Annotated in this window: 12 protein-coding genes, 3 tRNA genes and 2 pseudogenes; 11 read left to right on the forward strand and 6 right to left on the reverse strand. The window is 67.7% G+C overall.

Going from position 1 to position 14,456, the window contains the following annotated elements:
• Positions 1-101: 101 nt before the first annotated feature.
• Positions 102-434: pseudogene (locus EET10_RS27685) on the forward strand (nucleotidyl transferase AbiEii/AbiGii toxin family protein); the annotation flags it as partial.
• 133 nt (positions 435-567) lie between these two features.
• Here EET10_RS27685 and EET10_RS27690 read toward each other — a convergent pair.
• Positions 568-640, reverse strand: a tRNA-Arg gene (locus EET10_RS27690).
• 33 nt (positions 641-673) lie between these two features.
• Positions 674-762 (reverse strand) — tRNA-Ser (locus EET10_RS27695).
• An 83-nt stretch (positions 763-845) separates the two neighbouring features.
• On the opposite strand from EET10_RS27695, the gene hisC reads away from it, so the two are divergent.
• Positions 846-1,946: a histidinol-phosphate transaminase gene (gene hisC / locus EET10_RS27700; RefSeq protein WP_036395153.1), complete on the forward strand. Its 1,101-nt coding sequence runs from the start codon at positions 846-848 to the stop codon at positions 1,944-1,946.
• A gap of 36 nt (positions 1,947-1,982) precedes the next feature.
• Here hisC and EET10_RS27705 read toward each other — a convergent pair whose 3' ends face one another.
• Positions 1,983-2,567 (reverse strand): TIGR03086 family metal-binding protein, encoded by a 585-nt coding sequence (locus tag EET10_RS27705; protein WP_036395149.1) that lies wholly within the window; start codon positions 2,565-2,567, stop codon positions 1,983-1,985.
• A gap of 23 nt (positions 2,568-2,590) precedes the next feature.
• Between EET10_RS27705 and EET10_RS27710 the strand changes: the two genes are divergently transcribed.
• The 4 genes and pseudogenes from EET10_RS27710 to EET10_RS27725 form a co-directional block, all read left to right on the forward strand.
• Entirely contained in the window at positions 2,591-3,415 is an 825-nt protein-coding gene (locus EET10_RS27710; protein WP_122502681.1) for a crotonase/enoyl-CoA hydratase family protein, read from the forward strand.
• 59 nt (positions 3,416-3,474) lie between these two features.
• Entirely contained in the window at positions 3,475-4,710 is a 1,236-nt protein-coding gene (gene lipE / locus EET10_RS27715) for a lipase LipE (protein WP_063466794.1), read from the forward strand.
• Between the two features lie 29 nt (positions 4,711-4,739).
• Positions 4,740-4,940, forward strand: coding sequence for a hypothetical protein (locus EET10_RS27720; RefSeq protein ID WP_036395145.1), 201 nt, complete (start codon positions 4,740-4,742; stop codon positions 4,938-4,940).
• 47 nt (positions 4,941-4,987) lie between these two features.
• A pseudogene (locus EET10_RS27725) lies at positions 4,988-5,221 on the forward strand (Rv2629 family ribosome hibernation factor); the annotation flags it as partial.
• 91 nt (positions 5,222-5,312) lie between these two features.
• Here EET10_RS27725 and EET10_RS27730 read toward each other — a convergent pair.
• Positions 5,313-7,205 carry a helix-turn-helix domain-containing protein gene (locus EET10_RS27730; protein WP_036395141.1) on the reverse strand — a complete coding sequence of 631 codons (1,893 nt, stop codon included), beginning with the start codon at positions 7,203-7,205 and terminating at the stop codon, positions 5,313-5,315.
• 82 nt (positions 7,206-7,287) lie between these two features.
• Here EET10_RS27730 and EET10_RS27735 point away from each other — a divergent pair, with 82 nt between their 5' ends.
• Both EET10_RS27735 and EET10_RS27740 read left to right on the forward strand, forming a co-directional pair.
• Entirely contained in the window at positions 7,288-8,553 is a 1,266-nt protein-coding gene (locus EET10_RS27735; protein ID WP_099187837.1) for a CaiB/BaiF CoA transferase family protein, read from the forward strand.
• Positions 8,550-9,335, forward strand: coding sequence for an enoyl-CoA hydratase/isomerase family protein (locus EET10_RS27740; RefSeq protein ID WP_063466795.1), 786 nt, complete (start codon positions 8,550-8,552; stop codon positions 9,333-9,335). The genes EET10_RS27735 and EET10_RS27740 overlap by 4 nt, the downstream gene beginning before the upstream one ends.
• 158 nt (positions 9,336-9,493) lie before the next feature.
• Here the strand turns inward: EET10_RS27740 and EET10_RS27745 are convergent.
• Positions 9,494-9,580: transfer RNA gene (locus EET10_RS27745), tRNA-Ser, on the reverse strand.
• Between the two features lie 33 nt (positions 9,581-9,613).
• Here EET10_RS27745 and EET10_RS27750 point away from each other — a divergent pair.
• The gene (locus EET10_RS27750; protein WP_036395138.1) at positions 9,614-10,585 is read left to right on the forward strand and encodes an NAD(P)H-quinone oxidoreductase; all 972 of its coding nucleotides are present in this window, start codon (positions 9,614-9,616) and stop codon (positions 10,583-10,585) included.
• Between the two features lie 8 nt (positions 10,586-10,593).
• Here EET10_RS27750 and EET10_RS27755 read toward each other — a convergent pair whose 3' ends face one another.
• Positions 10,594-11,790 (reverse strand): cysteine desulfurase-like protein, encoded by a 1,197-nt coding sequence (locus tag EET10_RS27755; RefSeq protein WP_036395135.1) that lies wholly within the window; start codon positions 11,788-11,790, stop codon positions 10,594-10,596.
• 119 nt (positions 11,791-11,909) lie between these two features.
• Here EET10_RS27755 and EET10_RS27760 point away from each other — a divergent pair, with 119 nt between their 5' ends.
• Complete coding sequence (locus EET10_RS27760; protein ID WP_036395133.1) at positions 11,910-13,916, forward strand: DUF6541 family protein; 2,007 nt, start codon at positions 11,910-11,912, stop codon at positions 13,914-13,916.
• Between the two features lie 15 nt (positions 13,917-13,931).
• Positions 13,932-14,456, forward strand: coding sequence for a bacterial proteasome activator family protein (locus tag EET10_RS27765; RefSeq protein ID WP_099187841.1), 525 nt, complete (start codon positions 13,932-13,934; stop codon positions 14,454-14,456).

Genomic DNA, 14,456 nt, shown 5'->3' on the forward strand with positions numbered 1-14,456 from the left:
AGTTCCTGATCGACACGACGAACACGGGGTGGATACTTTTATCTGGCCAAAAACGGATACCTCGACTTGGCCACCAGTGGGTACTTTTTCATGGCCACGGACACGACTTGAACCACTTCGCGAGTTCCACTTTCGACGAACCTCTCGTGCGGCGCCTGTGGGTACTCAAGGTGTGGGCTGACGTGATCGACGATCGACGTGGCAACCCGCCCCTTCGGCCAGAAGACATCCTCACTGTCCGTCGTGAGCAAGACTTCGAGCCCGACTCGATTGGGGTGTTAACCCGGCCCGTCGACATCCCGGACTGGGAAGCCCGAGTCCGACGTAGGTTCGCGTTCCTCAACGACCTCGACGTGAACGAACAGCGGTGGGCTTCCTGCAACGAACGTCACCGTTCGGAAGTGCAAGACGCGCTCTCCGCGCTGCGCGGTTGATCTCGCCGCGCCTCCTGGGCGCGCGCAGTACCGGAACCGCACACCGGTTGCCGCGCTGCCTACTGTCGTCAGAACTGTCGTCAAAGTCCCAACAGCGAGGCCCCCAGATGCCGAAAACAACCTCTGAGCTGAGCGCGCCCGAAGAGATTCGAACTCCCAACCTTCTGATCCGTAGTCAGATGCTCTATCCGTTGAGCTACGGGCGCTTGTCTTCAGTTGTGTTCCCCGGAAGGGTCCAGCGGAGGCGAGAGGATTTGAACCTCCGGTCCCCTTGAAGGGGGACAACTCATTAGCAGTGAGCCCCATTCGGCCGCTCTGGCACGCCTCCATGGACTTCCTGAGGGTACCCGATGCCGGGCACCCGGAGCCGCCGGACGCTTAGAGTACACAGCTGCAACATATGCTGTCGACGTGCCTGCCCGTCTGCGACCCGTGCTGGACGGGCTGCCGGTCTATGTACCCGGCAAGACGGTGCCCGGGGCGATCAAACTGGCCAGTAACGAGACGGTGCTGGGCCCGCTACCCAGCGTCCGCGCAGCCATCGAAACGGCCGCCGCGTCGATCAACCGCTACCCCGACAACGGCTGCCTCGAGCTCAAGGCAGCGCTGGCCAAGCACGTGGGCTTCGGCCCCGAGCACATCGCCGCCGGGTGCGGTTCGGTCAGCCTGTGCCAGCAGCTCGTTCAAATCACCGCGTCGGTGGGCGACGAGGTGATCTTCGGCTGGCGCAGCTTCGAGCTCTACCCGCCGCAGACTCAGGTCGCCGGCGCGACCGCCGTCCCGGTCCCGTTGGCCGATCACACCTTCGACCTCCAAGCGATGCGCTCCGCGATCACCGACCGCACCCGGCTGATCTTCGTCTGCAATCCGAACAATCCGACGTCGACCGTTGTTGCCCCGGAGGCCCTCGCCGATTTCGTCAAGGCGGTTCCGGCGCACATCCTGATCGCGATCGACGAGGCCTACGTGGAATACGTTCGCGACGGCATGGCCCCCGACAGTCTGGAGTTGGTCCGCTCCCACGACAACGTGGTGGTGATGCGAACCTTCTCGAAGGCGTACGGGCTGGCGGGTTTACGCGTCGGGTATGCGATCGGCCACCCGGACGTGATCGTCGCGCTGGACAAGGTCTACGTGCCGTTCACCGTGTCGAGCATCGCGCAGGCGGCGGCCATTGCCTCGTTGAATGCCGCCGACGAGCTGCTGGCCCGCACCGATGCGGTGGTCGCCGAGCGCGTCCGGGTTGTCGCGGCGCTGCGCGAGGCCGGGTTCGATCTGCCGCCGCCGCAGGCGAATTTCGTCTGGCTGCCGCTGGGAGCGCGCACTCGGGACTTCGTGGAGCGGGCGGCGGCGGCGCGCATCGTGGTCCGCCCCATGAGCACCGACGGCGTCCGGGTCACCATCGGTGCGCCGGAAGAAAACGACGCCCTGCTGAGATTCGCCCGCGGCTGGCTTACCGCCGAGGCTGCGACGGGAATGACCACTTCAAGCGAATCGACGAGCACGCGGTAACGGGCGGCAAGGGCGTGCCGGATGGCGCCTGTCCAGTTATCCGCCCGGGTTGCGGCCGGTGAATGCCACCAGCCGATGCAGCGCGCTGGCGTGCTCGGGAACCTCGACCGGCGCGTCGAACCCGGCAGCGCTGCGTTCGTGCGGCTTGATCAGCGTGTGCGCCAATCCCAGCACGTACTCGGCCAACGAATCGGCGACCCGCACCTCACGTCCCACTGCCGTCGCGTAATCCCAGGCGTGGACCAGGAATTCGATCGAAAAGACGGACACGGCCACTCTGGCCGACATGGAGCCCGGGCCCAGCGAGACCTCACCCTCCAGGCCGTGCTGGTGCCAGGCATCCAGCGCCGGCCGAGCGGCGCCGATCACCAGACGCTCCACCGAGTCGGTGTCCTCTCGCATGGAGAATTCCGCGTCGACCATGCCGCCGAGAACCATGATCGAGTTGAGCAGGTGCCCGGTCAGGCCCTTGACGTCGTACTCGGTGCACGGCGTCTGCTTGGCCCTGTCATCGCCGGCGATGGTGTGCAGCACCTGCTGCAAGACCCCGAGTGAGGCCTCGGCGCTTTGCAGCTCGTCGGTCGGTGGGGAATCTGGTCCGGGTCGCAAATCGGAGGGCATACCCGCCACGCTACGGTCTCGGCATGGGCGAAACATACGAATCCGTCACCGTCGACATCAAGGACCGGGTCGCACAGGTGACCCTGATCGGGCCGGGCAAAGGCAATGCGATGGGCCCCGCGTTCTGGTCGGAGATGCCGGAGGTGTTCGCCGCCCTCGACGCCGACCGTGAGGTGCGCGCCATCGTCATCACCGGGTCCGGCAAGAACTTCAGCTACGGCCTGGACGTCCCGGCGATGGGCGGTTCGTTCACGCCGCTGCTGTCCGGCGACGCCTTGGCGGGCCCGCGCGCGGAGTTCCACGCCGAGATCAAGCGCATGCAGAACGCGATCAGCGCCGTCGCCGACTGCCGCACCCCCACCATCGCCTCGGTGCACGGCTGGTGCATCGGCGGCGGCGTCGACCTGATCTCGGCGGTGGACATCCGCTACGCCAGCGCCGACGCCAAGTTCTCGGTGCGCGAGGTCAAACTGGCCATCGTCGCCGACGTCGGCAGCCTCGCCCGGCTGCCGCTGATCCTCAACGACGGCCACCTGCGCGAGCTGGCGCTGACGGGCCGCGACATCGACGCCGCCCGAGCCGAGAAGATCGGCCTGGTCAACGACGTCTACCCGGATGCCGACGCCACGCTGGCCGCGGCGCACGCCACGGCCGCCGAGATCGCCGCCAACCCGCCGCTGACCGTGCACGGCATCAAGGATGTGCTTGACCAGCAACGCATTTCAGCCGTCTCGGAGAGCCTGCGCTATGTCGCCGCGTGGAACGCCGCGTTCCTGCCGTCCAAAGACCTGACCGAGGGCATCTCGGCGATCTTCGCCAAGCGTCCGCCGCAGTTCACCGGGGAGTAGGCCCTGCCGCCCGGTACAGCGGCGAGATAACGCCCCGTACCCTCGCGGGGGTGGCAGAGATGACCCCCGACGGCAAGATCCGCCTCCCCGCCGACCTGGACGCAGTGACCGCGATCGCCGACGAAGACCCCTCCGAGATCGACAGCGCGGCCATCGAACGGATCTGGCAGGCGGCCCGGCACTGGTACCGGGCCGGAATGCATCCCGCTATCCAGGTGTGCCTGCGGCACAACGGCCGCGTGGTGCTCAACCGGGCGATCGGCCACGGCTGGGGCAACGCGCCGACCGACCCACCCGACGCGGAGAAAGTTCCCGTCACCACCGACACACCGTTCTGCGCCTATTCGTCGGCCAAGGCCGTCACCGCGACAGTGGTGCACATGCTCGCCGAGCGGGGCCACTTCTCCCTCGACGACCGCGTCTGCGAGTACCTGCCCACCTACACCAGCCACGGCAAGGACCGGACCACGATCCGCCATGTGCTGACCCACAGCGCCGGTGTGCCGTTTCCCACGGGCCCGCGGCCGGACGTGACCAAGGCCGACGACCACGACTACGCGCTGCAGAAGCTCGGCGAATTGCGGCCGCTCTACCGGCCCGGGCTGGTCCACATGTACCACGCGCTGACCTGGGGCCCGCTGATGCGTGAGATCATCTGGCGAACCACCGGCAGGGAAATCCGCGACATCCTGGCCGCCGAAATTCTCGACCCGCTGGGCTTTCGGTGGACCAACTTCGGCGTCGCCAAGAAGGACCTCCCGCTGGTCGCCCCGAGCCATGCCACCGGGCGGCCGTTACCCCCGGTGATTGCGGCGGCCTTCCGCAAGGCAATCGGCGGAACAGTGCACGAGATCATCCCCTACACCAACCAGCCGCTGTTTCTGAGCACCATCGTCCCGTCGTCCAACACCGTCTCGACCGCCGACGAACTGTCGCGCTTCATGGAACTCCTGCGCCGCGGCGGCGAACTCGACGGGGTACGCATCATGCGGCCCGACACCGTGCGCAACGCGGTCAGGGAATGCCGGCGCCTGCGGCCCGACGTCGCCACGGGTCTGATGCCGCTGCGCTGGGGCACCGGGTTCATGCTGGGATCGACGCGGTTCGGCCCGTTCGGGCGCAACGCGCCGGCCGCGTTCGGCCATCTCGGCCTGGTCAACATCGCCGTCTGGGCCGACCCGCAGCGCCGCTTGGCCGCCGCCGTGATCAGCAGCGGCAAACCCGGCAAAGACCCCGAGGCAGGCCGATACGGCGCGCTGCTCAACACCATCACCGCCGAGATCCCGTCGGATTGACCTCACCGCACGGCGGGAACCCTGCCGGCATGTCTACCTACCGAGTGATCAACCCGCACGGCGAAGTTGTCGCCACCATGGACATCGGCAACGCTGACGACGCACATGCGTGGTTCGTCGATACGGAGTTCGAGGGGAAGGCCGACAAAACCGAGCTCGGCTGGCGGATGGAAGTCGATATCGACGGCGACTGGCGATTCTTCGACCAGACCGACGGGGACCGGGCTTAGCGGGTTTGTCGGGTTTGCCCGCCGACCGGTCCGGCAACCCGAAAGGTATGCAATCCGACCGCTTTCGCCAATTGCTGGATACGCCTGGACCCTTCGCGTCGATCTATTTCGAGGACTCACACGACACGCACGACGCCGCCGACCAGCTGGAGCTCAAATGGCGCGGGCTGCGCGAACAACTCGAGCGCCAGGGCGTGGCCGACTCGGTGACCGCCGATATCGAGCAGGCCGTGCTGGAGCTGCGCCCACCGATCGGCCGAAGCGGGCGCGCGGTGATCGCCGACGAACGGATGGCTCCGACCGACGGGGTCGCCGCGGTGCTTCGGTACGCGCCGACACTGCACTGAACGGCGGTGTCTGGGATCTCTGGATTCACGACATCGTTCGCAGCAGACGCCGTAAGCGCAGCGCCAGGTGGAGTTCGGTTGCCGAGTTGGTGGTGTGCAGGTCGACACCGAGCAGCGTTTCGATCCGTTGCAATCGCTGCTGGACGGTGTTGGTGTGGACATGCAGATGGCGGGCCGCCGCCCGGATGCTGCGGTCTCGGTCCAGGTAGGCCTCGAGGGTCGGGATGAGACTCGTGTGACGATCGGTGTCGTGCTCTTGCAGAGCACCCACGCGGCGGTGCACGAAGTCGCTCAGCTGGGCGCGGTCAGGGTTGGCCAGCAGTAGTCCTACGAAGCCGAGGGTGTCGATGGTGGCCGGGCCGTGTCCGGTCAGCTTGTCCTGGGCCGTTGCGCAGTCCAGCGCTGTCGCGTAGTGGTGCTCGATGTCGCTGGGTCGGGTAGCGGGACCGGAGGCGCCCACCGCGACGAGCAGTCCGGCCTCGTGGAAGGCGGTGGCGACATCGGTTGCTGCGGCATGAGGGTCGGCCAGCGGAAGGACGGCGACGAGGTGGCCGTCTATCTCGCCGGGAAGCCCGCCGACCCGGTGCGCATGTCCGCGAAACAGTGAGCGGGTCTGACGTCGGCGATCGGTCAGCGTCGACGTGACGAGGACGACGTTCGGCCTGCTGAGCTCCAGGCCCAGGCTCGCGGCCTGGCGCTCCACAGTATCGAGCCGTCGACCGCGGACCAGGTCGGTGACCAGGTCGGCAGACGAGCGGAACTGGGCCTCGGAGATGGCATGCATGGTGGCCAGAAGCAGGGCGGTCGCGGTCGCCGCGCGCTCCAATAGCAGGCGCTCCATCTCCAGGAGATCATCGCGTTCGACGACCAGCACCGCGAGCGGCTCACCGCCGCAATGGGCAGGAGCCGCCCACAGCGGTGCCCCGCCCTCACCTGTGACATGCACGGCCCGGCCGCCGGCAGCGATTCTGTCGAGGTCGCCGCGAGCTATCACGGGCCGCCACGACAGAGGCGCCGCGGCGAGGAGCACACCCTGCGGGTCGAGGACGGCGGCCTTCGCTCCCAGGAGTTCGTTCATGGTTGCGGCGACCGCGTCGGTCCGGGTTCCGGGTAGCAGCAGAGCCAGCAGCCGGTCATGAGCCTGGGCACCCCATTCGAGCTGAGAGTTCACCCGTCTGAAGTTCTCGTTCGCTTCCTCGAGCGCGGTGCGGGACCGGCGTGCTTCTTCGTGACGGCGGGCCGCCGCGACGGCCACGGCTGCCAGAGAAGCGAGCGATGTCAGCAGGTCGACTTGCTCGTCGGTGACGGTGACGGGCCGCCGCCAGCTCACCATGAGCACTCCGAGCGGCTCCTCGTTGTCGAGCATCGGCGCTCCGGCCATCGTGACGAGATGGTCTGCTCGCACTGAGGCGTCTCCGGACGGATCGTGGTCGATGGCCGGGTCGGTCAGATAATCCTTCGTGACGTAGGGGCTCCGAAGACGGAGCACTAGTCCGGTGAATCCCGCTCCGGCGGGCGTGTGCTGAAGGCGGAACGTCTCCGTGCGGGCGCCAGTGGTTGCGCGGATGGTCGAGGACTGCTCGTCGCGATCCACGAGGTTGAGGTGGGCGACCTGGCTGCCGATCAGATCACGAGTTGCCTCGACGATGACACCGAGCAACTCCCCCAGAGCAGCGGTGCCCAGAAGCCGCTGCGCCGTTTGCAACAGCCGGTACAGCTCGGTCTCCCGGCGCAAGTAACCGGCGTAGTCGGACCGGATCCCCTCGATCGGTGCCCGCAACGAGGAGAGGTCCGACTCCTCACCTGTTTCCGTCAAGCTGTCGGCCAGTCGCGCGATCGCCTGCGTGGAATCGCCCGGCGCGGCTCCGGCCCGGCAAGAGTGCAGAAGTGCGGCGATGTCCGCCACGATCCTGGACATGTGCGTCAACCTATCAAGATCGACTGATAAATAGTTTGGGAACTATATTGCGGGCACCGTAGCCACCCTAGGTTTGTGCCTCATGACGCATGACAGTTCGCATGGCCAACCTCCTTCGGCAACCGGTCCCGCCAAGTGCCTTCCGCTCGAGGGCATCCGCGTCCTGGACCTCACCCGGGCGCTGTCGGGCCCGTTCTGCACCACGCTCCTCGGCGACCTCGGCGCCGACATCATCAAGGTCGAGCCGACCGGCGGCGACATGATCCGCCACTGGGGGCCGCACGACCGAGGCACCAGCCTCTACCACGTCTCGGTCAACCGCAACAAGCGCTCCATCTCCCTCGATCTCCGTTCCGACGACGGCAGGGACGTGCTGCGCCGGCTGGCCGAGCAGGTCGACGTGATCGTGGAGAACTTCCGTCCCGGGATCCTGGCGGACATCGGCCTCGACGCCGACTGGCTCGACCAGCACGCACCGGACGTCCTCGTCGCCAGTGTCACCGGGTTCGGGAGCCGCGGACCGCTGCACCGCGAACCCTGCTTCGACCAGATCATCCAGGGCATGGGCGGCCTGATGTCGCTTACCGGCGAGCCGTCGCGCATCGGGGTGCGGGTGGGCCTGCCGATCGTCGACCTCCTCACCGGAATGTTCGCCGCCGTCGGCGTTGCGGCGACGCTCGCCGGGCGTGCCCGGGGTGTCACGACCCGCACCGTCGGCGCCTCCATGCTCGAGAGCGCCTTGGCGGTCCTGACCTTCCAGGCGCAGAATTACCTGTCCAACGGCATCGTCCCCGAACGCGTCGGGAATTCCCATCCGGTTCTGGCACCGTGCGGCGTGTTCCAGACTGCCGACCACGCGATCAACATCGCCGCAGGCACCCAGGCCCATTTCGAGCGGCTCTGCCGACTGGTCGGCCGCGAGGACGTGATCAGCGATCCGCGGTTCTGCGACAGCCCGAGCCGGCTGCGCCATCGCGAGGAACTCGACGCCGTCATCGCCGGGGCTCTGGCCAGGGCGGACTCGGGCCACTGGGTCCGCCTGCTGCGTGAGGCCGACATCCCGGCCGGGCCGGTCCACGACATGGCGGGCGTCTTTGCCGACCCGCAGGTGCGCGCGGTCGACGTCGTCGAGAACGTCGACCACCCCAGCCTCGGCACCGTCCACCTAGTCCGTGGCCCCCTGCACATCGACGACCAGCCGTGCTCCGTGCGGCTGGCGCCGCCCCTGCTCGGCGAACACAGCCGAGAGATCCTGCGCGAGTTCGGTGTGTCCGACAGCGAGATTGCCGGTCTCATCGCCGACGGTGTGCTCGTCGCGCACAGCGAGAGGGTCGAGGTCAGCCGATGAGCGAGATCCTGTGGGAGATCGACGGTCCGCTGGCCACGGTGACCGTCTCGCGCCCGAATAAGCGCAACGCCCTGACCGCAGCGATGTGGACCTCGATCGCTGAACTGGTCCCGGAGTTCGCCGAGACCGACGGGGTCCGGGTGATCGCGCTGCGGGGGGCCGGCGGCTACTTCTCCGCGGGGGCCGACCTCGCCGACGTGCTGGCCGCGACCAGTGATCTCGACGCCGCGACCGCGTACTGCCGGATCGTCGTCGGGGCATTGGCCGCCGTCGCCACCTGCCGGATCCCGACGATCGCCGCCGTCGACGGCGTCGCGGCGGGCGGCGGCGTCGAGCTGGCTCTGGCGGCGGACAACCGGATCGCGACCGCGCGGAGCACGTTCCAGCTGCCGTTCGGCGCGCTGGGGGTTGTCCCCGACGGCATCACACTGCGCAGGCTGACCACCATCGTCGGCGACGCGACCGCCCAATGGATGATGCTGACCGGCCGCCCGATGGATGCGGCGAACGCGTTGCGCACCGGGCTGATCGACGACCTGGTCACCGACGTGCCGCTCGACGCCGTTGGTCGCATCGCCGAATCCGTGGCCAACCACTCCTTCCCGGCCCTGCTGCGCGCGCGGGAACTGGTCAAACCCACCCTCGACGCCACACAGATCGAGCGCGACGCCGAGGAGATGGCGCGCTCATTCGTGTCGGGACACGTCCGGGAAGCCGCTATCCGCTTCACCGAGGAACGTTCCCGCTCCGCCGAATACGCCGCAAATACCACCGCGAGCTAGGACACACCATGGCGCAGCTGCCCGGCGGAGTGGTGGTGGGTGATGAACCGTTGGGGCGCGGCACAGACCACTGGAGTCCGGGCAGTTCCGCTCGGCGCAATCCAGCAGTGCGAGATGCACGAGTTCCTGGCGCGAAACTCGAAACCACCTCTGAACGGCGGTGGCGGAGGGATTTGAACCCCCGGACGGTTTTAGCCGTCTCTCGCTTTCAAGGCGAGTGCATTAGGCCGCTCTGCCACGCCACCGCTGCTTAGGGTAGCGGTTGTAGCGTGGCCCTCATGCGTGCCATTGTCGCCGAATCGGCGGATCAACTGGTTTGGCAGGACGTGCCCGATGTCTGCGCCGGCCCGGACGAGGTGCTCGTCAAGGTCGCCGCGGCCGGTGTCAACCGCGCCGACGTGCTGCAGGCCGCCGGTAAGTATCCGCCGCCGCCCGGAGCCAGCGAGATCATCGGGATGGAGGTCAGCGGCACCGTCGCGTCGGTGGGCGCCGATGTGACGGATTGGTCAGCGGGACAAGAGGTTTGCGCGTTGCTGGCCGGCGGTGGCTACGCCGAGTACGTCGCCGTTCCCGCCGGCCAGGTGATGCCGCTGCCGCCGAAAGTCGGTCTCGTCGACGCCGCGGCACTGCCCGAAGTCGCCGCCACGGTGTGGTCGAACCTGGTGATGACCGCCCACCTGAGCCCGGGTCAGCTGCTGTTGATCCACGGCGGCGCCAGCGGCATCGGCACCCACGCGATCCAGGTGGCTCGCGCATTGGGTGCCCGGGTGGCGGTCACTGCGGGGACGCCGGAAAAGCTGGAACTCTGCCGCAACCTCGGGGCGCAGATCACCATCAACTATCACGACGAGGACTTCGTCGCTCGCCTCAACGAGGAGAGCCCCGGGGCCGACGTGATTCTCGACATCATGGGCGCGGCCTACCTGGACCGCAATATCGACGCCCTGGCCACCGACGGGCAGCTCGTCGTCATCGGCATGCAGGGCGGCGTCAAGGCGGAGCTCAACCTGGGCAAGTTGCTCACCAAGCGGGCCCGGATCATCGGCACCACGCTGCGGGCCCGGCCGGTGACCGGTCCGAACGGCAAAAGCGCCATCGTCCAGGCGGTGACTGCCTCGGTCTGGCCGATGATCGCCAACGAGCGGGTTCGGCCGATCATCGGCACCCGGCTGCCCATCCAACAGGCGGCGCGGGCGCATCAACTGATGCTGTCGGGCAAGACGTACGGAAAAATCCTGCTGACCGTCTAACCCGACTCTTAACCCAGCGACGCCAGCGCGCGCACCAGCTGGTCGACTTCTGCCATCGTCGAATAGTGGGCCAGTCCGACGGTCACCGCGCCGCCCACGTCGTTGGCGCCCAGCACGTCCAGCGCACGCGAGTTGGCATTCGCGATCGCCAGAATGCCGTTGTCGGCCAGGCGCTGTACCACCCGATCGGCCGGCACGTCGTGAAATGCGAAGCTCAGCACCGGTATCCGCGCTTCCGGGCGGCCGATCAGGATCACCAACGGCAACGACCGCAACGACACCATCAGGTAGTCGAAGATCCGGTTCAGGTAGGCCGACGCCGAATGCATCGACACCGACAGGCGTTCGCGGCGAGTCCCGCGAGCCGACTCGTCCAGGGAGGCGAGGTATTCGATGCTGGCGACCACGCCGGCCAGCAGACCGAACTGGTGCCCGCCGATCTCCAGCCGCGCCGGACCGGTGGCATACGGGTTCGTCGACACCGAGGCAAAGGTGTTCATCAGCGCGGGCTCACGGAAAACCATCGCCCCGACCGGCGGCCCGCCCCAGCCGACGGCGTTCACCGCCACCACGTCGGCCTCGGTTTCCTTGATGTCGATCAGCCGGTACGGGGCGGCAGCGGAGTGGTCGACCACCACCAGACCGCCGACGTCGTGGACCAGCTTGGTCATCGCCCGCAGGTCGGTGACCGCGCCCAGGGTCCCCGACGCGGAGGTGACGGCGACCAGCCGGGTCGACTTGCCGATCAGGCTCTCCCACTGCCACGTCGGCAGCTCACCGGTCTCGATGTCGACCTCGGCCCACTTCACCTTGGCGCCGTAGCGGTGTGCAGCCCGCAGCCACGGCGCGATGTTGGCCTCGTCGTCGAGGCGGCTGACGATCACCTCGTAACCCAGGCCCGCGCGCGACGACGACGCCTCGGCCAGCGACGACAGCAGCACCGCGCGATCGGCGCCCAGCACCACGCCGCTCGGGTCACCGTTGACCAGATCGGCCACCGCCTCACGTGCCGCATCCAGCACCGCGGCACTGCGCCTCGCCGAGGGGTGCGCCCCCGCGGTACTGGCGGCGGATCTGCGGAACGCCGTCGACACGGTGGTCGCGACGGAATCGGGAATCAGCATGCCGGCCGGCGCATCGAAGTGCACCCATCCGTCACCCAGCGACGGGTGCAACCCTCGCACCCGGGCGACGTCGTATGGCATGCCAGCCACCCTAATGCTCTCGCTATATCTGCAAATTGGTGACGGTCGTGGGTGCCCCATCGACGTTCCAGCCGCTACGGCTTCCCGAGCCAGGACACCCGGCCAGCCATACTAGTCCAGTGAGCTTGTGGTTCGGAACGCTGATCGCATTGGTATTGCTGATCGCGCCCGGGGCAATCGTCGCACGCATCGCTCAGCTGAATTGGCCCACCGCTGTTGCGGTGGGCCCGCCGCTGACGTACGGCGTCATCGCCGTGGCGATCCTGCCCTATGGGGCACTGGGCATCCCGTGGAACGGCTGGACGGCACTGCTGGCCTTGGCCGTCGTGGCCGCGGTGGCCATCGGCCTTCAGCTGTTGCTCGGCCGCTTTCGGGACCGGGACGCCGAGGCGCGGGCGGTCGGTCGCGGTCCGGCGCTGACGGTCGCGGCCGGGGTGCTGCTGGGGGTGCTGTTCATCGGCTGGGCGGCATATCGTGGGATCCCGCACTGGCAGTCCATCCCCAGCACCTGGGACGCGGTGTGGCACGCCAACACCGTGCGCTTCATCCTCGACACCGGCCAGGCGTCGCCCACCCACATGGGCGAGCTCCGCAACGTCGAAACCCACGCGCTGCTGTATTACCCGTCGGTGTTCCACGCGCTGGCCGCGGTGTTCTGCCAGCTCACCGGCGCCGCAGCCACCACCGGTTACACGCTGAACTCGCTGGCCGCGGCAATCTGGCTGTTTCCGGTGAGCGCGGCGGTGCTGACCTGGCGGGTGCTGCGCTCACGGTTGGCCGAATGGCCGGCCACCTCGGCCTCCGCGGAGTGGCTGACAGCCGGGGCGGCCGCCACCGCGGCGGCATTGTCGGCGTCGTTCACTGCGGTGCCCTACGTCGAGTTCGACACCGCCGCGATGCCCAACCTGGCCGCCTACGGGGTCGCGGTGCCCACCATGGCGCTGATCACCTCGACGCTGCGCCATCGCGACCGGATCCCGGTGGCGGTGCTGGCGTTCGTGGGCGTCTTGTCGGTGCACATCAGCGGCGGCGTCGTCGTCGTGCTGTTGGTGTCGGCGTGGTGGCTTTTCGAGGCGTTGTGGCATCCGGTCCGCGGCCGGCTGGCCGATCTGCTGACACTGGCTTGCGTGGCAGTCATTTCCGGGCTGATCATGCTGCCGCAGGTCCTCAGCGTCCAACAGCAGGAAGACATCATCGCCGGGCATTCGTTTCTCACCTACCTGAGCAAGAAGCGCGGCCTGTTCGACGCCGTTTTCCAGCACTCCCGCCACCTCAACGACCTTCCGGTCCAGTACGGGCTGATCCTGCTGGCCGCCGTCGGCGGGTTCATTCTGCTGGTCAAGAAGATCTGGTGGCCGCTGGCGGTGTGGTTGCTGCTGATCGTGATGAACGTCAACGCCGGCACCCCGCTGGGCGGCCCGATCGAAGTGGTGGCCGGCGGGCTCGGCGAATTCTTCTACAACGACCCGCGCCGGATCGCGGCAGCCACCACGCTGCTGCTGATGCTGATGGCCGGCGTCGCCGTGTTCACGATCGTCATGCTGGCGGTGGCCGGGGCCAAACGACTGACCCAGCGCTTCACGCGGTTCGAGACCCTGCCGCAGCCGTTCTGGACCTGGGCCACCGCCGCGCTGCTGATCGGGATCTGCCTGGCCAGCACCTGGCACTACTTTCCGCGGCACCGCTTCCTGTTCGGCGACAAGTACGACTCGGTGATGATCGACCAACGCGACCTCGACGCCATGGCCTACCTGGCGACTCTGCCCGGCGCGCGCGACACCCTGATCGGCAATGCCAACACCGACGGCACCGCATGGATGTATGCCGTGGCCGACCTGCACCCGTTGTGGACCCACTACGACTACCCCGTGCAGCAAGGCCCCGGGTACCACCGGTTCATCTTCTGGGCCTACGCCCGCAATGGCGATGCCGATCCGCGGGTACTGGAGTCCATCAAGGCCCTCAATATCCGCTACATCCTGACCAGCAGCCCGACGGTCAGGGGCTTCGCCGTTCCCGACGGACTAGTCTCTCTGGAGAAATCGCCGTCGTGGAAGAAGATCTACGACAACGGCGGGGCGCGGATTTACCAGTGGCGCGGGCAGAGCTCGACGACGCACTCCTAGTCGACACGTATGAGGATGGTGACTGGATTGACTACCGGCGACGACGACCAAGATGTCGAGGGCGTCGAGATCATCGGTGGCGAACCGCGGTTCATGGCCGCGCTCGCCGAAGACGACTCCGACGAGCGTTCGCTGACCGATCTCGTCGAACAGCCCGCCAAGGTGATGCGAATCGGCACCATGATCAAGCAACTGCTCGAAGAGGTCCGTGCCGCGCCGCTGGACGAGGCCAGCCGCAACCGGTTACGCGACATCCACGCCACCAGCATCCGCGAGCTCGAAGACGGCCTGGCGCCGGAACTGCGCGAGGAACTCGACCGGCTGACGCTGCCGTTCAGCGAGGACGCCGCGCCTTCGGACGCCGAGCTGCGCATCGCGCAGGCACAGTTGGTCGGCTGGCTGGAAGGTCTGTTCCACGGCATCCAGACCGCGCTGTTCGCCCAGCAGATGGCCGCCCGCGCGCAGCTGGAGCAGATGCGCCAGGGCGCGCTGCCCCCCGGCGTGGGCAAATCGGGCCACGGCCACGGCCAGTACCTGTAG

This window comes from Mycobacterium pseudokansasii, assembly GCF_900566075.1.
Taxonomy (GTDB): domain Bacteria; phylum Actinomycetota; class Actinomycetes; order Mycobacteriales; family Mycobacteriaceae; genus Mycobacterium; species Mycobacterium pseudokansasii.

Bases quoted from the DNA above. Each gene is read 5' to 3' on its own strand.
- EET10_RS27705 (WP_036395149.1), bottom strand. From the start codon at position 2,567: ATGCCCTCCGATTTGCGACCCGGACCAGATTCCCCACCGACCGACGAG.
- EET10_RS27710 (WP_122502681.1), top strand. From the start codon at position 2,591: ATGGGCGAAACATACGAATCCGTCACCGTCGACATCAAGGACCGGGTC.
- lipE (WP_063466794.1), top strand. From the start codon at position 3,475: ATGACCCCCGACGGCAAGATCCGCCTCCCCGCCGACCTGGACGCAGTG.
- EET10_RS27720 (WP_036395145.1), top strand. From the start codon at position 4,740: ATGTCTACCTACCGAGTGATCAACCCGCACGGCGAAGTTGTCGCCACC.
- EET10_RS27730 (WP_036395141.1), bottom strand. From the start codon at position 7,205: ATGTCCAGGATCGTGGCGGACATCGCCGCACTTCTGCACTCTTGCCGG.
- EET10_RS27735 (WP_099187837.1), top strand. From the start codon at position 7,288: ATGACGCATGACAGTTCGCATGGCCAACCTCCTTCGGCAACCGGTCCC.
- EET10_RS27740 (WP_063466795.1), top strand. From the start codon at position 8,550: ATGAGCGAGATCCTGTGGGAGATCGACGGTCCGCTGGCCACGGTGACC.
- EET10_RS27750 (WP_036395138.1), top strand. From the start codon at position 9,614: ATGCGTGCCATTGTCGCCGAATCGGCGGATCAACTGGTTTGGCAGGAC.
- EET10_RS27755 (WP_036395135.1), bottom strand. From the start codon at position 11,790: ATGCCATACGACGTCGCCCGGGTGCGAGGGTTGCACCCGTCGCTGGGT.
- EET10_RS27765 (WP_099187841.1), top strand. From the start codon at position 13,932: ATGGTGACTGGATTGACTACCGGCGACGACGACCAAGATGTCGAGGGC.